This window comes from Daejeonella sp. (assembly GCF_036405355.1).
GTDB lineage: Bacteria > Bacteroidota > Bacteroidia > Sphingobacteriales > Sphingobacteriaceae > Daejeonella.
Genome location: NZ_DASWXT010000139.1, coordinates 1 through 18,916, shown reverse-complemented (window position 1 = coordinate 18,916; position 18,916 = coordinate 1). Strand labels below are relative to the sequence as shown.

The window sequence follows — 18,916 nt, the reverse complement described above, 5'->3', positions numbered from 1 at the left end:
TAAGAAAATTATGGTTTTAATTTAACAGGGTTAAGTCCTAATGCCTTGCCTTTCTCCAGCATATATTCATAGGCTTCTTCCTTTGAGTTCTTAATTTCACCCTCCAGAATTGCTTCGCGGATCTGTGTTTTAATGATTCCTACATCCCTGCCAGCACTTATATTGAAAGCCTGCATAATATCTTCACCACTTACCGGAGGCTGCCAGTTTCTGAGCTGGTCGCTTTGTTCAACATCTTTAAGTTTCTGTTTTACCAGATCGAAGTTGCTTCGATATTTTTTTATTTTGTATTCATTTTTGGTCGTAACGTCAGCATTGCAGAGTAGCATAAGCCCATCAATTTCTTCTCCCGCTTCAAATAGCAAGCGTCTTACGGCTGAATCAGTAACCACATCCTGTGCCAGTACAATTGGACGGAGATGAAGTTGTACTAATTTTTGTACCAGTTTCATCTTTTCATTTAGTGGTAATTTAAGCTGGGCGAAAATTTTTGGAACCATTCGGGCACCTCTGTCCTCGTGCCCGTGAAATGTCCAGCCGTGGCCTGGCTCAAAGCGTTTGGTAGCAGGCTTGGCAATATCATGCAGAATCGCTGCCCATCTCAGCCAGAGATCTTCGGTATTTTCGGCAAGGTTATCTAAAACCTGCAGGGTATGGTAGAAATTATCTTTATGTCCTTTTCCTGCAATGACTTCAACACCTTGAAGATCAGCCATTTGTGGAAAAATATGTTTCAGTAAGCCCGTATCGAATAAATAAATAAAACCAATGGATGGCTTCTTCGCCAGAATAATCCGGTTTAACTCATCCGTAATCCGCTCGGCAGATACTATCTTTATTCGTTCTGAGTTCTTTCTGATAGCTTCAATAGCATCTTCACTAATAGTAAAATCAAGCTGAGTAGCGAAGCGTATTGCTCTCATCATCCTTAAAGGATCGTCTGAAAAGGTCTCAACCGGATTCAGGGGTGTGCGAATCAGCTTATTTTCCAGATCTTTAACACCATCAAATGGGTCTAATAAAGTACCAAAGTTTGCGGTATTTAAGCCCAAAGCCATCGCATTAATGCTGAAGTCGCGTCGTTTCTGATCATCTTCAAGTGTGCCATTCTCGACAATTGGTTTTCGGGATTCGAGGCGATAGGATTCTTTCCTGGCTCCTACAAATTCGATTTCCAGATCTCCATAACGGAGCATGGCAGTGCCAAAATTCTTGAACACTGAAACTTTGGTTTCCAATAGTTTTCCTGCGGCTTCGGCGAATTTGATACCATTGCCGATGACCACAATATCAATGTCTTTTGATGGCCGGTTCAGGAAAATATCCCTTACATAGCCCCCAATTACATAGATTTCAGTGCCTGTAGCATCTGCCAGTTCACTAAGCTTCTTAAATATCGGATGTTGGAGGTGTTTTTTCATATTGATTCAGACCGGAGCATACAAATTGAAAATGGAGACGATCTGAGCAGGTAATAATCTATCCGCAAAGGACAGCATATTATTGCAATTTTCAAAAAATGAAGAAGATTCGGGGTTCAATTATAGTATTCTTGTTGAATTATTTTCGAATGAATGAAAAGAGGCCACCCGGTTCAAGCTTCATAATAGTTGATGGCTTTTTTTCTTTCCTGTCTTCCTGTTCCCAGTTAACCACATAATCTACACCTTGCAGTATTGCCTCATCAATGTCATCAAAAGTCGCCGGAGAAGGGTTGCCGCTCAGGTTAGCCGAAGTTGATATTACCGGTTTTCTGAAGCGCTGCAATAATTGCTGACAGAACTCGTGTTTCACTATCCGGATACCAATGCTGCCATCTTTTGCAATGGCGTTAGGTGCGAGATTTTTGGCCCCTGAGTAAACGATGGTCAGCGGATTCTCAGCATATTCAATCAGGTCATATGCGACTTCAGGAACATCTTTGATATAACTCTGAAGTTTATTGTCGCTGTCGAGCAGGACAATCAGACTTTTTTCTTCTGCACGGCCTTTTAGTTTATAAACCTTTTCAACAGCTTCAGGATTTGTAGCATCACAGCCAATTCCCCAGATCGTATCGGTAGGATAGAGGATTAATCCCCCATTTTTTAAAACTTCAAAAGCTTTATTTACTTCGTCTTTTAGCATTTAATGATGTTTTGATATAAGTTGTTTAACTGCCCGGCAATTTTATGGTCTGAGAACTGTTCCAGATGTTCCAGTCCGGTTTTGATCATGTTTTGTCTTATTCCTGGATCATTTAAGATCTTCTTAATCTGATCTGCAAGTGCCGAACTATCCTTCGGACTAATATAAATACTTCCTGCTCCACCCGCCTCTTCCAGACAGGAGCCTTTTGCAGCAACGACAGGTATTCCTGAGCTTAAAGCTTCTACCACCGGTATTCCAAACCCTTCATATTCTGATGGGAACAGGAACAGGTCAGCCATCTGATAGATTCCAGGAAGGTCATTAAATGACACGTTTTTTAAAAAACGAACCCGATTATTGAGGCCATGTTTATTGACATAATCCCTCACCTTCACAGCATAAGGGGTATCTTTCCCAATGATAATCAGTTGAATATTTGTATCAAGTTCCCTGATCGCCTGAACAGTCAGTAAAGCATTTTTCCTGCTTTCAATGGTACCTACATTCAGGAGGTAGTTCTCAGGTAAATAGTAGAGAGATCGTATCCTTTGTTTTTCTGAATCGGTAATTTTATTCCGGAATATAGGATCGCAGTTCTGATAGATCACTTCAATCCTGTTCTGATCAACATTAAAGAGATTAATCAGGTCAGATTTTGTTCTTTCACTGATTGCTATGATCTTATCGGCATGATCGGAAGCATAGCGCATTTTATATTCATAGATCTTTCTGTCAAACCAGGGATAGTACTGTGGAAACCGGTAATAAATAAGATCATGAATGCTCACTACCGAGGGAATTCCCTGCTTTCTCAATCCGAATGGGATCTCATTACTTAAACCATGATAAAGATTTATTTCTTCAATTTTAAGATTTTTAACAATACCGAAACTTCTCCAATAGCTATTGGAAAAGTGTTTTTCCGGATATTTAAATTCTATGGAACTAAATTTTCCGAGTCCCTCAGCTGCCAGTGAAGCTTTAGAAGCAAAGACCTGATACTGGTTATCCGGATAGTATTCTGCCAAAACTTTAAGCACATACCTGCTGTAATTGCCTAAGCCGGTGAAGTTTTGGGTTATACGTTTACCATCAAAGCCTATCTTCATCTTATTGAATTAAAACTAAAAAAGGATGAGTATAAATCATCCTTTTTTTAATTTAAAAAAGCTTGAATGCAGGGTTTATACCGCTACATTATTCTCTCTCAGGGCATCATTAAGAGATGTTTTTTTATCTGTTGATTCCTTACGCTGACCAATGATTAGTGCACAGGGTACCTGATATTCACCCGCAGGGAATTTCTTGGTATAAGAACCCGGAATAACTACTGAACGGGAAGGAACAAAACCTTTGTATTCGACTGGTTCATCACCCGCAACATCAATGATTTTGGTTGAAGCAGTAAGAACAACATTTGCTCCTAAAACAGCTTCCTTTTGAACGTGTACACCTTCTACAACAATCGCTCTGGAACCAATGAAGCAATTGTCCTCAATGATTACCGGAGAGGCCTGTACAGGCTCCAGAACACCACCAATTCCAACGCCACCACTCAGGTGAACATGCTTTCCAATCTGAGCACACGAACCAACTGTTGCCCAGGTATCAACCATGGTGCCTTCATCAACATAAGCCCCGATATTTACATAAGATGGCATTAAGATTACCCCTTTTGCAAGGTGCGCACCATAACGTGCAATAGCATGCGGAACAACCCGGACCCCGGTTTCTTTGTAATCTGTTTTTAATTTCATCTTATCGTGGAATACAAATGGTCCCACTTCGATCTCTTTCATCTCACGGATCGGGAAATAAAGAATCACTGCCTTTTTAACCCAGTCGTTAACATGCCAGCGATCACCGATTTGTTCGGCAACCCTGATTTCACCTTTATCCAGATGCTGAATCACACTTTCAATCGCAATTCTGTATTCTTTGAAATTGATGAGAGTACGATCCTCCCATGCACTTTCTATTAGTTTTTTATATTCGGTAATCATACTTTTAATTTAAAGCAAATTAAAGGATTTTTCTGCCAAATTTTCCATCCTTTCGTCAATTCTTACGTAATTTTGAAGGATGCAGGGATCTGAAAAATTACGCATCGACAAATATTTATGGGCTATCCGCGCCTTTAAAACCCGGAGTATTTCAACAGAAGCATGTAAGGCAGGAAGAATAAAGCTCGACGGAAATAATCTGAAAGCCTCCCATATTGTAAAAGTAGGAGAGGTTTATACTGTGCAGAAGGGTAGTGATAAGAAGATTATTGAAGTTGTCGCACTCCTGGACAGAAGGGTAGATGCTAAAACCGCCGTTAATTTTTACAAAGACCTGACCCCAGTTGAAGATACTCAAGCCTATAAATCAATGTTTCATACCGCTAACCTCAGCAGGGACAGAGGCACCGGCCGGCCAACCAAAAAGGACAGGCGGGAGATTGATGATTTGCAGGAGGGATGGTTCGATAATTAGTTGACAATTGACAGTTGACAATTGAGATTTCGCCTTTTTGAACGTCATCCCGACGCAGGAGGGATCTGCTGATATAAAAGGCGACCTTCATAAGACTGATTTTAAGTCCAAAAACAGATCATAATTAATTTAGGGTTTTCATTCTAATAGGTTTGAGATCCCTCCTGCGTCGGGATGACGGTTATAACAGATAACCAAATAATCACAATCCTCAGACCCTTCTCTCAAAATTAAACACCGTCACCTCTGCCCTTGATCCGAGCCTGATTGGGACTCCGCTTGTGCCAATGCCTCTCGAAACGTACAAGTGTGGTAATTCGTCACGGTACCATCCGCTAACATATCTGCCACTGCCATATGGCCGGAAAGGGGCAAATCCAAACAGTTTAAGTTGTCCGCCATGGGTATGCCCCGAAAGCATTAGATCTATCGGGACATCTTTCATCTGAGTTTTAATGATGTCCCGGTGCTGCGGACAATGAGTCATCACTACATGATAATCTGATTTTTGATAAAACTCCATTGCCATATTGAAATTTGCTTGCCCCGCGATCAGGTCATCCATCCCCGAAACTGAAATTGTAGTATTCCCGAATGTATAAAGGAAGGAATGGTTGACAATTAATTCGCAATTATGTTTTTTATAAACTTCAAGAAGTTCGAGCGGATGAACCTTCCAGCATTCCCAATTCCCCAGGATTGCGGTTTTTTGAATAGCCGGATCAAACAGAGCCAGGTATTTGTCCAGGCTTTTTAAACTTTTATTCCGGTCGATCACATCCCCGGTAAAAAGAATTAGTTCAGGTTTTATACGGTTGACAAGAGCAGCAAGTTCAATGTGTTTAGGCTGGATCCTGCGGAGGTGAAGGTCAGAGATTTGAAGGACTTTCAGGTTGCTGCCTTCCGGACTTGCATTCCCCAAATAATATTCATTAAGTTCGATAAATGCCTTTTCATACCAAAAGGCATCAATCGCGGTCACACTCGTAATAAGTCCGATACCGCCCCAGATAAATTTCCTTCTACTGATTTTCTTCATTCAATAGTTTGTTTTCATTGCAGAATGCTCCCAGAGTTCGAATGCTGATTTTGCTTCCCTGTGCATTATCTGATGCATTGCTACTTTTCGCTTCTCTTTGCTCATTGCTATCTCATCATAAATGAAAGAGTCATTAAATCCGATGCTTGCGGCATCTTTCTTTGTATTTGCGTAATAAATAGAGTCAATTTGTGCCCAATAGATTGCACTGAGACACATCGGACAGGGTTCGCAGCTTGTATAAATCACACAGCCGCTCAGATCGAAGGTCTTTAACTTCCGGCAGGCCAGTCTAATAGCAGAGACTTCTGCATGGGCAGTCGGGTCATTTGTGAGAGTTACTTTGTTTGCACTTCTGGCAATTATTTTATTGTCCTTAACAATCACAGCACCGAAGGGACCACCCAGTGCTTTGCTAACGTTTTGTTCAGAAAGCCTGATGGCTATACGCATGAATTTATTGTGTAGTTCGGTCGCTGACATACTCGTTCAATATCCTCAAAATCCTTTCATCTTCAAATTATTCTGAAAAATAAAAACCCCGGCGATTGACCGGGGTTTTTAAGAAAAAGAAGCTTTTAAACTATCCTTATTTTTTTTCTTTTTTATAATCTGCATTCAAACCATCAACAACAGCCTTGGTTACATCCAGACTCTCGTCTGCATATAATACTGCCGGGTTTGATTTTGAATAAGTAAGTACAATTTTATAGCCTTTTGACTTAGCATATCCTTTCAGATAATCAGATACTTTATTGTATAATTTGTCATTTTCAGCGGCTTCTTCGTTTGCCAGAGCATTACCTGCATTTTGATTATAGGTAGCAAGTTCCTGCTGCTTTCTTGCCAGACGCTCTTCAGTTGTAGCCCTTTGTTCAGCACTTAAATTGGCTGCACCTTGCTGATAGGCAGCAACTTCACGCTGAAAAGCAGTTCCTTTTGCAGTAAGATCTGCTTGTGCTTTCTTTGATTTTTCCTGAAATTTATCTCTAACCGCTTTGTAATAGTCATAATTACTTAATAGGGAATCTGAATTGACATATACGATGCCTTCTGCAGCAGCTGCTGAGCTTGAGGCAGTATTTCCAGTACTTTTAGTTTGTTCTTTATTACAGGATACTACTATCGCCGATAGTGTTAAAATAACTGCTATTTTACTGATGCTTGTTATTAATTTCTTCATAATTTTTAATAAAAATTTAAGCAAATATAAACTTTCGTATCATTTTCTCAACCATTTAATTTAGGAAGCAAACGGGCTAAAGAAAAGCCTCGTTAATTTATCCACAATGTAGCAAAATCCAGCTAAAATGGTTATTTTTGATCTTTGTTGTAATAATCATATATGAGCGAAGAAACAGAAGACAAATCAAATTATTCAGCGGATAATATACAGGTATTAGAAGGATTGGAAGCGGTTAGAAAACGCCCGTCCATGTACATCGGTGATACAGGGTTTAAAGGTCTCCATCATCTGGTTTATGAAGTTGTAGATAATTCAATTGATGAGGCTCTCGCAGGTTACTGTACTGATATAAATGTAACTATACACAAGGGGAATTCTATTACAGTTGAAGATAATGGCCGTGGAATTCCTACCGCCATGCATACCAAAGAAAAGAAGTCGGCGCTAGAAGTAGTTATGACTGTTCTTCATGCCGGAGGTAAATTTGATAAGGACACTTATAAAGTCTCCGGTGGTTTGCACGGTGTTGGTGTAAGTTGCGTGAACGCACTTTCAAAGCCATTAAAAGTTGTAGTTCATCGTGATGGTAAAATATTTACACAGGAATATGAGTGTGGAAAGCCCCTGTTCGATGTTAAAGTTATAGGTGAAAGCGACAGGACCGGTACGATTGTTAATTTTCAGCCCGATCCAGAGATCTTTACCTTAACCACTGAATACAAATTTGATACCCTTGCAGCCCGTTTGAGAGAACTGGCTTATCTGAATAAAGGTATCCGTTTATCGCTTGTTGATGAGCGTGAAACTACCGATGATGGCACTTTCCTGAAAGAAGAATTCTATTCTGAAGGTGGTTTGAAAGAGTTTGTCAAATACCTTGACGGAATGCGTACTTCTATAATTCCTGAGCCTATTTATGTAGAGGGAATTAAACAGGGAATTCCAGTAGAACTGGCACTCCAGTACAATGATACCTATACCGAGAATGTCCATTCTTATGTAAACAACATCAACACCCATGAAGGAGGCACTCACGTAGCCGGATTCCGTCGTGGTTTGACCCGTACGCTGAAAGCCTATGCCGAGAAATCAGGCATGCTGAAGAATATGAAAATTGAAATTACCGGTGATGATTTCCGTGAGGGATTAACAGCGGTAATTTCAGTGAAAGTTCAGGAACCTCAGTTTGAGGGGCAAACCAAAACCAAATTAGGAAATAATGAGGTGATGGGGGCTGTGGACATTGCTGTTGGTGAAATTCTTGGTAATTACCTTGAAGAAAACCCGCGTGAGGCTAAAATGATAGTCAATAAGGTGATTCTGGCAGCAACAGCGAGAGCAGCTGCCCGCAAAGCCCGCGAAATGGTTCAGCGTAAAACGGTTATGGGTGGTTCCGGTTTGCCGGGAAAACTCGCCGATTGTGCAAATAATGATCCTGCAGCTTGCGAATTATACCTGGTGGAGGGAGACTCTGCGGGTGGAACAGCCAAGCAGGGCAGGGATCGGAATTTTCAGGCTATTCTTCCATTAAAGGGTAAGATCCTTAACGTAGAGAAGGCAATGGAGCATAAGATCTATGAGAACGACGAGATCAAGAATATGTTCACGGCCATGGGAGTTAGTATTGGTACAGCCGAAGACGCCAAGGCATTGAATATGGAGAAACTTCGTTACCACAGGATTATCATCATGACGGATGCTGACGTGGATGGTTCCCACATTACTACACTGATTCTGACCTTCTTCTTCCGTTATATGAAGGCTCTGATTGAATTTGGATATATCTATATCGCAGCGCCGCCACTTTACCTTGTAAAAAAGGGTAAAGAGTTTCAATATGCATGGAATGATGATCAGCGTGATGCAGCAGTACAGGCATTGAAAGGTGCAGGAAAAGAAGAGAGCGTCAACATTCAGCGCTACAAAGGTTTGGGAGAGATGAATGCAGAACAATTATGGGATACCACTCTAAATCCTGAAACCCGTACCCTGAGAAAAGTTACGATTGAAAATGCAGCAGAATGTGATCATATATTCTCAATGCTGATGGGCGACGAAGTTGCACCACGACGTGAGTTTATTGAGAAAAATGCCAAATACGCACGTATTGATATTTAATTCAATTCTGGATTAAGAAGATAAAAAAGCCCTTCACTTATTGTGGAGGGCTTTTTGGTTCAGGGGCATATCGTAAATAGACCACAGCACTAACTTCCTTGGTCGATCTGATCAAAACCTGATGTTCCTTAACTCCATCATAAATTCTCAGATTGGAAGTGTTAGGAGGGATCTTACCCAGATTTTCGGCATAGAGAATAATTTCATGCAGTTCCTGGTTTCTGTTTAAGCGAAGTGTATGGTTTGTAGGCTTATTCACAATCAGCTGATTTCTGATAAATGGCCTTCGGTTATGATAGACAGATATAATATCTCCATCCTCCCGCAAATAATCCTTTAGTTCCAGCCTGACTACATTTTCAGTAATCTCAATTACAATCGGCCGGGCTAGTTTGGTTTGGAGAAATACATTTGGATCCCTGGCATCCAGCAAAATACTGGTCAGGTAGTTTTGAGGTATATTCTGCTTGTTTGCATCCGTAAAGCGTTGCAGATACACATTTCCGGGATAGCAGGGTAATGAATTTTCACCAGCGCCGGTGAAGGTACCGGTCAGGTTATCAATACCTTCCTCCTTGCTCAGGTTAAGTTTAAGGTCTTTGATACATAGAAACCGGGCAGTGTCACTTGGTATTTTGGAGTGCAATATCTTTAGTTCATTTATCCTCAGGCTACCTTTATTGATCACGCCGATAAAGTCCAGAATACCTTCGGCCCTGAGTGGATTATCACGGTAGATGTAGGCCTTCCCGTTGACTATATTATTGTCCTGCTCCTTCACATGCAAAATATAATTCACATTCAGGGTTCTTATATGCTGAAGATCGGTGTCCATATAGCCAAGCCATACCCCTTTAAAATCCTGGGCAAAACCTGAGATTGAAGCAAATATTGTGAAAAGTATGAGCAGGTATTTCATAAGCAATCCTTATTTACTCGTCTTTCTTTTATTTTCTGCCGGTTTATATCTTAAATAAATCGCTGCAGTTTTTTGTTTATCAGATACGATCATCACCCTGTGTTTGGTTTCGCCGTCAATTAAAATAAGTTCTGAGGTGTTTGGAGGTATTAGTCCAAGATTCTCCGCATATAAAAGCAATTCATGAAGCACAATCCGCTTATCAATCCTGAATTTGATGAGGGCCGGCCTTTTTGAGATCTGAACGTTTTTTGCCAGAATCTCCCGGTTAAGGTAAACCGATACCGTATCATTATCCGGTTTCATGTAGTCCAATAACTGAATCTGCAGATCAGCATTGTAAACGTCGATTTCCGTTACTTTTTTAGGTTCAGTTTCGAGAAAATTCGAGTTGAAATCTACTAAAACAGGAGCTGCCGTTTCGGGATTATGAGCAATAGTATTGATTACTGAGTCTTTACGTTGTTCAAGAAATTTATTGAGACCTTCAATGGTTCGGGATAGGATAACTTTACCTGGGATGCAAGCTTCGTTTGGATCATCCTTGCTGATCCCGTTCCATGTTCCCTCGAGATATTCATAAGCACCATCACTGCGATAGGCAAGATCGAATTTTTTTACGCAGGCAACCCAATCCCATGGGACGAAATCTTCCCGTATCCATTCGATACTCTCATAAAGTCTGATGCTGTCCCGATCGAATTTGCCAGATAAGCCTATGCGTATCCGGACCGAATTATCTTTAAAGGCGTAGGAATCGCCCCATATATTTTTTCTCTGACTGAGATCTAATTCGAGGTCATAGAGTTCACTGTAGCCGCCGGGACCCTGGGTGATTTTGCCAAACCATTTCCCGCTAATGTTTTGAGCCAGGATGTCCTGTGCAAGGATTGATAAGAAAATGAGCAGGAAGCATTTCATACCAGCTATTTTAAATCAAGTTAATGATTTTTAACTGGTTTTAATACAGTCTTTTAACGAAAAAGTTTTAAGTGTAGTTTTTTGTAATTGATAATTGCCTTGTAACGCATAAGAATATCCCCGCCCAATACTCCAATTACAGGGGGAAGGTTCAGGCTTGAATAAGCATGGCTTATCGTGCTTAGGTCGAGCACGGCTGCCTCGAAATTCTTTAATTTAAATTTCCCGATCTTCAAAACAGGTAGCATGATTGTATGGCTTTCCATGCTGTTCGTCCCCAAACCGGTAGATAAAAGCTCTGAACTCATTAATTCAGCATCTTTCATATGCTTTTCGATCACGGTTTTATCAAAAACTGTTTTCGAAGCTCCGGTATCGAGCACCACATTAAAGGATTGCCCGAAAACAACAACTTCCACCAATAGGTGGAAGCCGTCGTTGTGTAAATTTACAAGTTCTAAAGGAACTCTTGTTTCGCTCATTAAGCGTTTAGATAAGGTTAGAATCTCTTAGAACCTGATTCATATTCCGTACTGCATCTGCACTCTTGTTAAATTCAGCCTGCTCAGCATCAGAAAGTTTGAAGTCAAGAATTTTTTCCCATCCGTTTTTACCAATAATAACCGGAACAACAAGAGAGATATCTTTCTGTCCGTATTCACCATCAAGGGCAACACCACAAGAGATTAATTTTTTCTCATCACGTACAATACTTTCGACCATTGCTGCTGTACCTGCACCCGGAGCGTACCATGCAGAAGTGCCGATCAGTTTTGTTAAAGTAGCGCCACCAACCATAGTTGAAGAAACTACTCTTTCCTGCTGCTCTTTAGTTAATAACTGAGTAACCGGAATGCTGTTCCAGGTAGCATGATTGATCAATGGAATCATCGTAGTATCACCGTGTCCGCCGATAACCACTGCGTTCAGATCTGCAGGAGAACAACCCAGTTCAACACTCAGGTAATATTTGAACCTTGCAGAATCCAATGCTCCACCCATTCCCAGAATTTTATTCTTTGGAAGACCTGAAGTTTGAAGTGTAAGGTAATTCATGGTGTCCATAGGGTTAGAAACCACGATGATGATCGTATTCGGAGAATGTTTCAGGATGTTTTCTGTAACACTTTTTACAATGTTTGCATTGGTACCAATCAGCTCCTCACGGGTCATTCCTGGTTTACGTGGCAATCCTGAAGTAATTACAACCACTTCAGATCCAGCAGTAGCAGCATAATCATTGGTTACACCTTTAATCTTTGTATCAAAACCCAAAAGGGCTGAAGTCTGCATCATATCGATCGCTTTACCTTCGGCAAAACCCTCTCTGATGTCTAATAAAATAAGTTCTTCTGCTAATTCCTTTCTGGCGATGTTATCAGCACAGGTTGCACCTACTGCACCGGCTCCTACAACTGTAATTTTCATTTTATGATTTGTTTTTAATTTGAGATCAGACCTGTTTGAGATTTTAATTAAAATCTGCCTTTTTTGTATTCAAAAGCGCCTTTGTAAGCATATTTGAAATGACAAGCCGAAGATAGATAATTCAATCTTTTTTATGAAATTATTAGCGATTGTTATGTAAGTTTTTTGTTTCTAATTTGAAAATTATAATATATTTGTTTCTCAATTTCAACGCCAAAAAGATGATAGTAGTAGCCACCCTCCGTATACGCTAGGGTTCCCCTTCCACAAAAAATCATTATGCAGATTTTATCTGCTTATATCTTATTTTAATCATCAATCTTTTATCATGTCTGAAACCGTACAAAATTCCGGTAATATTCCGGCTATATTATCTATTATAAAACAATCGCTCAAAGGAGAAGAGCGCGATTATACCCAGGGAAGCATTCGATTATCAGTTCTTTTGCTAGCCATTCCAATGGTGCTCGAAATGATCATGGAATCTGTCTTTGCTCTGGTTGATCTCTATTTTGTGGGTCACCTCGAGAATAGCAGCTATGCGATCCAGACTGTTGGCCTGACCGAATCGGTACTAACCATCATTTATTCAATTGCGATCGGTATCAGTATGGCTGCAACCGCTGTGGTCGCGAGACGTATCGGAGAAAAAGATCCGAAAGCAGCCTCCAAAGCAGGGATGCAGGCAATTCTGATCGCGATATTGATCAATACCATAATCAGTATCCCCGGATTTATCTATGCCACTGATATCCTGATGCTGATGGGAGCCTCTGCAGAATCGGCAGCTCATGGGACTGCCTTTACCCGGATCATGATGGGCAGCAGTATTTTCATTATGCTTTTGTTTCTGATCAATGGTATTTTTAGAGGGGCCGGAAATGCAGCAATTGCAATGAAAAGTCTCTGGCTGGCTAATCTGGCCAATATTATTTTATGTCCGATTTTTATCAATGGATTCGGTCCGGTACCGGCTTTTGGACTCACCGGGGCGGCTATGGCGACCACTTTGGGACGTGGTCTGGGAGTTTGCTACCAGCTTTACTATCTGTTTGATGGCAGCGGATACCTGAAAATGAAACTAGCCTATCTGAAGCCACAATGGGAACAGATTGTCGCCCTTTTGAAGATATCTGGTCCGGGAGTTCTGCAGTTTGTAATTGCATCCTGCAGCTGGATTTTCCTGGCTCAATTGGTGGCAACCACTGGCGGGGATGAGGGTTCAGCCGGTTATCAGACCGCTTTGCGCTTGTTCATGTTCTTTATGCTTCCGGCCTGGGGACTGAGTAATGCAGCATCAACACTCGTCGGACAGAACCTTGGGGCCAAACAGATCGAGCGTGCCGAGCTTTCGGTCTTCAAAACAGCCAAATATAATGTGGTCTTCATGATCTTCATATCTGTTGTATCGATACCCGGGGCGAGGATTATGGTGTCTTTTTTTACCAATGATCCTGGTGTGCAGGATGTTGCGGTGCAGGCTTTGCGAATTATCGGTGCCGGTTATGTGTTCTATGGTGTGGGTATGGTTCTAATAAATGCCTTTAATGGGGCAGGAGATACCTGGACCCCAACCTGGATTAATCTTTTCGGATTCTGGTTTTTCCAGATCCCGCTGGCTTACCTGCTGGCTAAGTTTTTTCAAATGGGACCTCAGGGCGTTTTTATTGCTATCCCGGTCACAGAAATCGTGATCACCATTGCTGGGTATGTGTTGTTTAAGAGGGGGAAGTGGAAGAGGATTAAGGTTTAAATAATTGATAATTGACAGTTGATAATTGACAGTTGAGACCTGTTAGTTATCTGGTGGAGAGTTGAAAATTAAAAAGGGAGATTCTCATTCTAATCATTTCAATCATATAAATCACAGTTCAGACAATTAGCGAGTCATTCCAGTCTGAACTGTGATTTTTTTGATTAGTGTGATTCTTCAATCCCCGGCAACAGATAACCGACAACAGATAACTAAAAACGTAGCAAGGTTCCCCCAATCGCATCTGCCAATGTCTTATTCACTTCCACCTCTTTTGCAAACTCCCTCCATCGACCTACAGTATCACTTATTTCTGCAATAATATAAGCAGACTTTTTGCATTTGATCGATTCACCAATAATGAGAAGGTCTTCTTTTGAAATATCCTTCCGTTTATTATTGATACTCAGGGCATGCTGACTCACCCAATCGCTTCCGGGACGGTAGGCATGGCAAATATCATAGGCCGGAGCCAGTTCCCACTTGCCTTCCTTTTTTAGCCTGAAAGCAAAGTTCTTCGTATGATCATCACAATTCCGGGCGAGCACATTGAATACCATTCTTCTGAATAATTGCTCCATAGCCTGATAATCCAGTTTCAACTCGCGCATGGTTTGAAATAACTGTTCGTAGCTAAAGCTGCTGACCAGGTTGAAATCAAAATGTTTCAGCGCACAAAAAGTTTGAATATGATGTTTTGTTTCTCCGCCTTCCCGGTCAAATCGTTTGGTCATGAAATGTGCCCGCTCGTTTTCTTCCAAAAGCATAGAGGGCATCATGTCAATGCCGCAGGCAATGGCCATATTATAATAAGCCATTTCCACGCGGCCGTAGCCTTTTGTTGCTCCCAATTGCACATCACTCACCCCATCCAGTTTGATCAGCCAATGTTCAAATCCCTGTGGAGCCCGCGTTTGTCCTGATTTTACCTCTCCCGTTTTTTCATTATAGGCAATAACCGCTTTGGGGCGGGCACCACCGGCAGAAGTGCCAATTTTTAAGATCTCAAGGACCGCTTTTTCTTCATCTTTCTGCAGATTTGTCGCGAAGGACTCCCTGCTGTATAGCATTTTCTGGGCAATATCTACCAGATTATTAATTTCAATTGAAAAGGTTCTGACGTTCTCTTTCAGGCTTGTTGGTTCAAATTCCAGAGCGCCCATACCTCTGCTGCCTATAAAGCAAAGCATTTCGACAGGATTCATACTGTCCTGAGGCCGTCCTTGCTGTGCGAGCCAAAGGTTAATTAGCTGATTTCCATATTTATCAGGCAATACATCGGCCAGCAAGCCGGGCAGCCCTTTGAAGGTATCGTGTTCAGTGTTTTTATTCCGGCGCAATTCAGGAAAGCTAATCACACTCCTGCCTGAATTAAGCGGCATTTTTAGTGGAGCAAGTTCCCAGCCCAGTTTTTTAAATTTAGGCTCATATTCAAAACTCGCCAGCCCGTTTTTTTCATCCCAGGCAACAGCCCCGACTAATTCATTCCAAATTTTTACTTCCGCTACATTCATTGCACTACAGATTAAGGATTCAGTTTTCTTCCACCTGCACGTTTACGCTTGTTCCGTTCCATTTTTGCAAGTGCCAGCGGACTAATACTCTGCTGAACGGTAAACACATCCATGATATGCAATAAATCCAAAACCCTCAAAACCTGGATCAGGGTTGCGATGGTAACGGTTTCTCCCCGTTCCAGCAGGCTCAAGGTCGAGCGACTGATTCCTGCAGCAGTAGCCAATTGCTCCTGCGATTTATTCTGCTCCAGGCGATGGTGCTTTACAAATGCAGCGATCTGCCCGGCCAAAGCCTTATCGCTCATTGAATTATAATTTGTGTATGATATTTCAGTCATAAATATTCAATTATCTATTTAATGTATGATAATTCATGCAAATATAATTATTTAATTTGCAATAAAAAATATTGAATGGAATATAATTCAATAATTGCTAATTTTAATAATAATGAATGATTTATAATTCAATTAGGCTCTTTTAAAGTTAAGTGATAATGAGTCTGTCATCCTGAATTCGATTCAGGAAGTGTTCGAGAAGTGTTCAGGAAGTGTTGCAGAAGTGTTCGGGAAGTGTTCGACAGTTCTTCGACACGGCTTCGACAGTTCTTCGACCGGGAGGTCCTTTTGTCGAAGCGTAGTCGAACAACAGTCGAAGACTCGTCGAACAAAGTGTACATTTTTCTCCTATTATTCTGCTTTAAATCCCCGGAAGTCTGGTACTTAGAGATGAGCCAAACGGGGCCAAATCGCGCCAAATTGGGTCAGAATTTTGAATTCCCTTGCATCAGTTCCGATGTTTGATCTGTGCAAAGAATACTTATTTGTTTATTAGTCAAATCCGGGAGTCAGAAATATTTAACCCTCTTAAGCAATCGAATTTCTTAAGCTGATTCATATGTTTTAATTTAAAATGCTGATGAAATTTATATTTTTGACCTCAAAAAGGATTAATTCATGAGATCACTTGAACAAATTTTTCGGGATGCATTTGCTGGTATAGATATTACAGTTAACGGCGATAAACCCTGGGATATACAAGTGCATAATTCCAATTTTTATGAGCGGGTTGTCGGTGGGGGTAGTTTGGCTTTTGGTGAGTCGTATATGGATGGATGGTGGGATTGTGAAGCTCTGGATCAATTTTTTTTCAAAGTATTTCACCATCGCCTGCATAAAAAATTACCAATCTTTAACTATGGTTTTCTTTTTTTAGCGGCGGCAGCAAAATTAAAAAACCTGCAAAGCAAGGGTCGGGCGAAGCAGGTTGCTTTTAAACATTATGATATAGGTAATGGGCTTTTTGAAAAAATGCTTGATTCACGGATGATGTACTCATGCGGCTATTGGGAAAAGGCGAACAATCTTGAGGAAGCACAAAAGGCCAAGCTTGATTTGATTTGCCGAAAGTTGAAACTGGAAAAAGGCATGAAGGTGTTAGAGATAGGTTGCGGCTGGGGTGGTTTTGCTAAATATGCAGCTGAAAATTACGGTGTTTCAGTTACAGCAATAACCATATCTGAACAGCAGGCTATTCTTGCCCGTGAATTAAATGAAGGTCTTCCTGTTGAGATCAGATTACAGGATTACCGTGATGTAAATGAAAAATTTGATAGGGTGGTATCCATCGCGATGTTGGAGGCAGTGGGCTACCGTAATTACAGGGAGTATATGGAAGTTGCATCCAGATGCCTTAAGGATGATGGGTTGTTCCTGATTCATACGATAGGAGGTGGTCATGATGCCAAAACTACCGACCCATGGATAGATAAATATATTTTCCCCAATGGGGTTATTCCATCGGCGAGTCAGTTGTCCAAATCCTGGCAGGGACTTTTTGTTTTGGAAGACTGGCATAATTTCGGTCTTTATTATGACTCCACACTAATGGCCTGGCTCAAAAAATTTGAAGAAAGTTGGGGTAGCATTAAGGCAGACTATGACGAAACCTTTTATCGCATGTGGCGCTATTACCTCTGTGCAAGTGCGGCGACTTTCCGCGCACGCTATAATCAGCTATGGCATATTGTATTAACTAAACGACAAAATTTTAATGTTTATCAAGCAGTGAGATAAGGATCTAATCCCATGCAGGGAAAAAGAATACACACAGGCTATAAAACAAGCTCAATCCACCCTCTCCACATTATTCCCACCCATATTCCAAACCAATCCAATACTCAATACCCCATTCCCCGCCTGCAGGTATTTCCGGTTTTTTAAACCAAAATTACTGCCGCTGCTGTATTGAAGCTGCAGGTTTTTGCTGACAGCCATTCTGGTAAAAAATACAGGCTCAAAGAAAATATTATCCTCTGGTAATTGTTTCAGTCCGTTGATTTGAAATTTGTTCGAGCGGATATGGCTGATGCGTAATGCGGTGCCATAGTTTAAGGGGAACCTTGCTCCGAATAAATTGAGGGTTTTCTTTTTCTTCGTGCTGTAGTTGACCTGCAGGAATTTCTTGCCAAAATTAATCTCCTGTGTCTCATCGGCAATTAGTCCACTGCTGGTGTTTGTCAGGTAAATACGTTCTGAATTTCCAGTACCAAGTCCGGCATAAATTTCCAGGATCCGGTTTTGCTCGGCCCCGATTTTTGTGAAATAGCCAATGCCACTTTCCAGCAGATTTTGTTTAAATTCCTTTCTTGCCCTTTCCTGATTGGTTACAGAAGCATTCAAAAGTACCCCCCAATGGTCCGAAAATGCGTAGGCTGAGTTGAAAGAAAAGTTTCCTTTTAAAGTCAGATGGCCGGAGGCATGTACTTCATCCTTTGCACTTAGCATCGGGGTATTTGGAACGTTGGGCATGTATAGGGAAGCACAGCTGTTTAGTATTAGTATTAATGCAATGATGCTAATAGATCGGGTCGTATTCATTCTGATTGGATTTACATTGGTTCAGCTTGAAGCAAATAATATGCCTTGATTTAATTTTCGAGACAGATACAGGTAAATGCTTTGCCATTATCAGAGGTGTTTGATTAATGAATAAGTGTGACCACATGCACTGTTCCAGCTAACAATCATAACCAATAAAAGCTTCCGAAGGGCGATTCAATCCTCAGTGCCAGCAAATTCATAAAACAGTTTCCCTTTCTTTTAAAAAGCATTACCGAGCATAGGGATTGCGGATCATATCTGGAATGCATTCATATTGCACAAGCCGCAAGACCAGCGAGAATGTTTTATGAATGTGAAGGGGCCTTGTGGCCAGAGGCACCTAGGCATTGAATAAGGCTTTTGTTTCTTTTGGCCTACAAAAGAAATTGGCCCTCCCGGCTATAGAGCTATCGTGTACCCACATCTTTTTGTAGGTTCCAGCCATTATAAATATCATAGAATTTGGTCAAGCCTCTGAACATGGTTGTCATTCCGGGTTTTCGCTGTGAGGTATAACCTTTCCAGCCTCCTATTCTCGATAAAAC

At 41.1% G+C, this 18,916-nt stretch carries 18 protein-coding genes; 4 read left to right on the top strand and 14 right to left on the bottom strand.

Features of this window, described 5'->3' with window-relative positions; all coding sequences use genetic code 11:
- Positions 1-8: 8 nt before the first annotated feature.
- The 4 genes from VGE44_RS17330 to VGE44_RS17315 form a co-directional block, all read right to left on the bottom strand.
- Positions 9-1,421, bottom strand: coding sequence for a CCA tRNA nucleotidyltransferase (locus tag VGE44_RS17330; protein ID WP_331081521.1), 1,413 nt, complete (start codon positions 1,419-1,421; stop codon positions 9-11).
- A gap of 139 nt (positions 1,422-1,560) precedes the next feature.
- On the bottom strand, positions 1,561-2,127 hold the full coding sequence (locus tag VGE44_RS17325; RefSeq protein WP_331081518.1) for an L-threonylcarbamoyladenylate synthase: 567 nt from the start codon (positions 2,125-2,127) through the stop codon (positions 1,561-1,563).
- Positions 2,121-3,239, bottom strand: coding sequence for a glycosyltransferase family 1 protein (locus VGE44_RS17320; protein WP_331081516.1), 1,119 nt, complete (start codon positions 3,237-3,239; stop codon positions 2,121-2,123). Before VGE44_RS17320 ends, VGE44_RS17325 begins: the two co-directional genes overlap by 7 nt.
- Before the next feature lie 75 nt (positions 3,240-3,314).
- Positions 3,315-4,133 (bottom strand): 2,3,4,5-tetrahydropyridine-2,6-dicarboxylate N-succinyltransferase, encoded by an 819-nt coding sequence (locus VGE44_RS17315; RefSeq protein ID WP_331081514.1) that lies wholly within the window; start codon positions 4,131-4,133, stop codon positions 3,315-3,317.
- A 79-nt stretch (positions 4,134-4,212) separates the two neighbouring features.
- Between VGE44_RS17315 and VGE44_RS17310 the strand changes: the two genes are divergently transcribed.
- Complete coding sequence (locus VGE44_RS17310; RefSeq protein ID WP_331081512.1) at positions 4,213-4,608, top strand: RNA-binding S4 domain-containing protein; 396 nt, start codon at positions 4,213-4,215, stop codon at positions 4,606-4,608.
- A 211-nt stretch (positions 4,609-4,819) separates the two neighbouring features.
- Here VGE44_RS17310 and VGE44_RS17305 read toward each other — a convergent pair whose 3' ends face one another.
- From VGE44_RS17305 to VGE44_RS17295, 3 genes are all read right to left on the bottom strand, one after another.
- Positions 4,820-5,647: a metallophosphoesterase gene (locus tag VGE44_RS17305; protein ID WP_331081510.1), complete on the bottom strand. Its 828-nt coding sequence runs from the start codon at positions 5,645-5,647 to the stop codon at positions 4,820-4,822.
- Positions 5,648-6,130 carry a nucleoside deaminase gene (locus VGE44_RS17300; RefSeq protein ID WP_331081507.1) on the bottom strand — a complete coding sequence of 161 codons (483 nt, stop codon included), beginning with the start codon at positions 6,128-6,130 and terminating at the stop codon, positions 5,648-5,650. It lies immediately after the preceding gene.
- 106 nt (positions 6,131-6,236) lie between these two features.
- A complete protein-coding gene (locus VGE44_RS17295) occupies positions 6,237-6,830 on the bottom strand; it encodes an OmpH family outer membrane protein (protein WP_331081505.1) in 594 nt (197 codons plus the stop codon).
- Positions 6,831-6,992: 162 nt separating this feature from the next.
- On the opposite strand from VGE44_RS17295, the gene gyrB reads away from it, so the two are divergent.
- Positions 6,993-8,951: a DNA topoisomerase (ATP-hydrolyzing) subunit B gene (gyrB, locus tag VGE44_RS17290; RefSeq protein WP_331081503.1), complete on the top strand. Its 1,959-nt coding sequence runs from the start codon at positions 6,993-6,995 to the stop codon at positions 8,949-8,951.
- Between the two features lie 37 nt (positions 8,952-8,988).
- On the opposite strand, the gene VGE44_RS17285 is transcribed toward gyrB, so the two are convergent.
- From VGE44_RS17285 to mdh, 4 genes are read right to left on the bottom strand one after another with little or no spacing between them, the layout of a single operon-like run.
- Positions 8,989-9,870, bottom strand: coding sequence for a hypothetical protein (locus VGE44_RS17285; RefSeq protein ID WP_331081501.1), 882 nt, complete (start codon positions 9,868-9,870; stop codon positions 8,989-8,991).
- A gap of 9 nt (positions 9,871-9,879) precedes the next feature.
- Positions 9,880-10,791 carry a hypothetical protein gene (locus tag VGE44_RS17280; protein ID WP_331081499.1) on the bottom strand — a complete coding sequence of 304 codons (912 nt, stop codon included), beginning with the start codon at positions 10,789-10,791 and terminating at the stop codon, positions 9,880-9,882.
- A gap of 53 nt (positions 10,792-10,844) precedes the next feature.
- The gene (locus VGE44_RS17275) at positions 10,845-11,273 is read right to left on the bottom strand and encodes a retropepsin-like aspartic protease (RefSeq protein ID WP_331081497.1); all 429 of its coding nucleotides are present in this window, start codon (positions 11,271-11,273) and stop codon (positions 10,845-10,847) included.
- A 7-nt stretch (positions 11,274-11,280) separates the two neighbouring features.
- Positions 11,281-12,219, bottom strand: coding sequence for a malate dehydrogenase (gene mdh, locus VGE44_RS17270; protein ID WP_305365761.1), 939 nt, complete (start codon positions 12,217-12,219; stop codon positions 11,281-11,283).
- Between the two features lie 328 nt (positions 12,220-12,547).
- Between mdh and VGE44_RS17265 the strand changes: the two genes are divergently transcribed.
- Entirely contained in the window at positions 12,548-13,972 is a 1,425-nt protein-coding gene (locus VGE44_RS17265) for an MATE family efflux transporter (protein WP_331081493.1), read from the top strand.
- 212 nt (positions 13,973-14,184) lie between these two features.
- Here the strand turns inward: VGE44_RS17265 and VGE44_RS17260 are convergent, their stop codons facing one another.
- Both VGE44_RS17260 and VGE44_RS17255 read right to left on the bottom strand, forming a co-directional pair.
- Positions 14,185-15,486, bottom strand: coding sequence for a type II toxin-antitoxin system HipA family toxin (locus tag VGE44_RS17260; protein WP_331081491.1), 1,302 nt, complete (start codon positions 15,484-15,486; stop codon positions 14,185-14,187).
- A gap of 11 nt (positions 15,487-15,497) precedes the next feature.
- The gene (locus tag VGE44_RS17255) at positions 15,498-15,827 is read right to left on the bottom strand and encodes a helix-turn-helix transcriptional regulator (protein ID WP_331081489.1); all 330 of its coding nucleotides are present in this window, start codon (positions 15,825-15,827) and stop codon (positions 15,498-15,500) included.
- A 618-nt stretch (positions 15,828-16,445) separates the two neighbouring features.
- Here VGE44_RS17255 and cfa point away from each other — a divergent pair.
- Positions 16,446-17,564 carry a cyclopropane fatty acyl phospholipid synthase gene (cfa, locus tag VGE44_RS17250; RefSeq protein ID WP_331081488.1) on the top strand — a complete coding sequence of 373 codons (1,119 nt, stop codon included), beginning with the start codon at positions 16,446-16,448 and terminating at the stop codon, positions 17,562-17,564.
- A 51-nt stretch (positions 17,565-17,615) separates the two neighbouring features.
- Here the strand turns inward: cfa and VGE44_RS17245 are convergent, their stop codons facing one another.
- Positions 17,616-18,368 carry a hypothetical protein gene (locus tag VGE44_RS17245; RefSeq protein WP_331081486.1) on the bottom strand — a complete coding sequence of 251 codons (753 nt, stop codon included), beginning with the start codon at positions 18,366-18,368 and terminating at the stop codon, positions 17,616-17,618.
- Between the last annotated feature and the right edge of the window lie 548 nt (positions 18,369-18,916).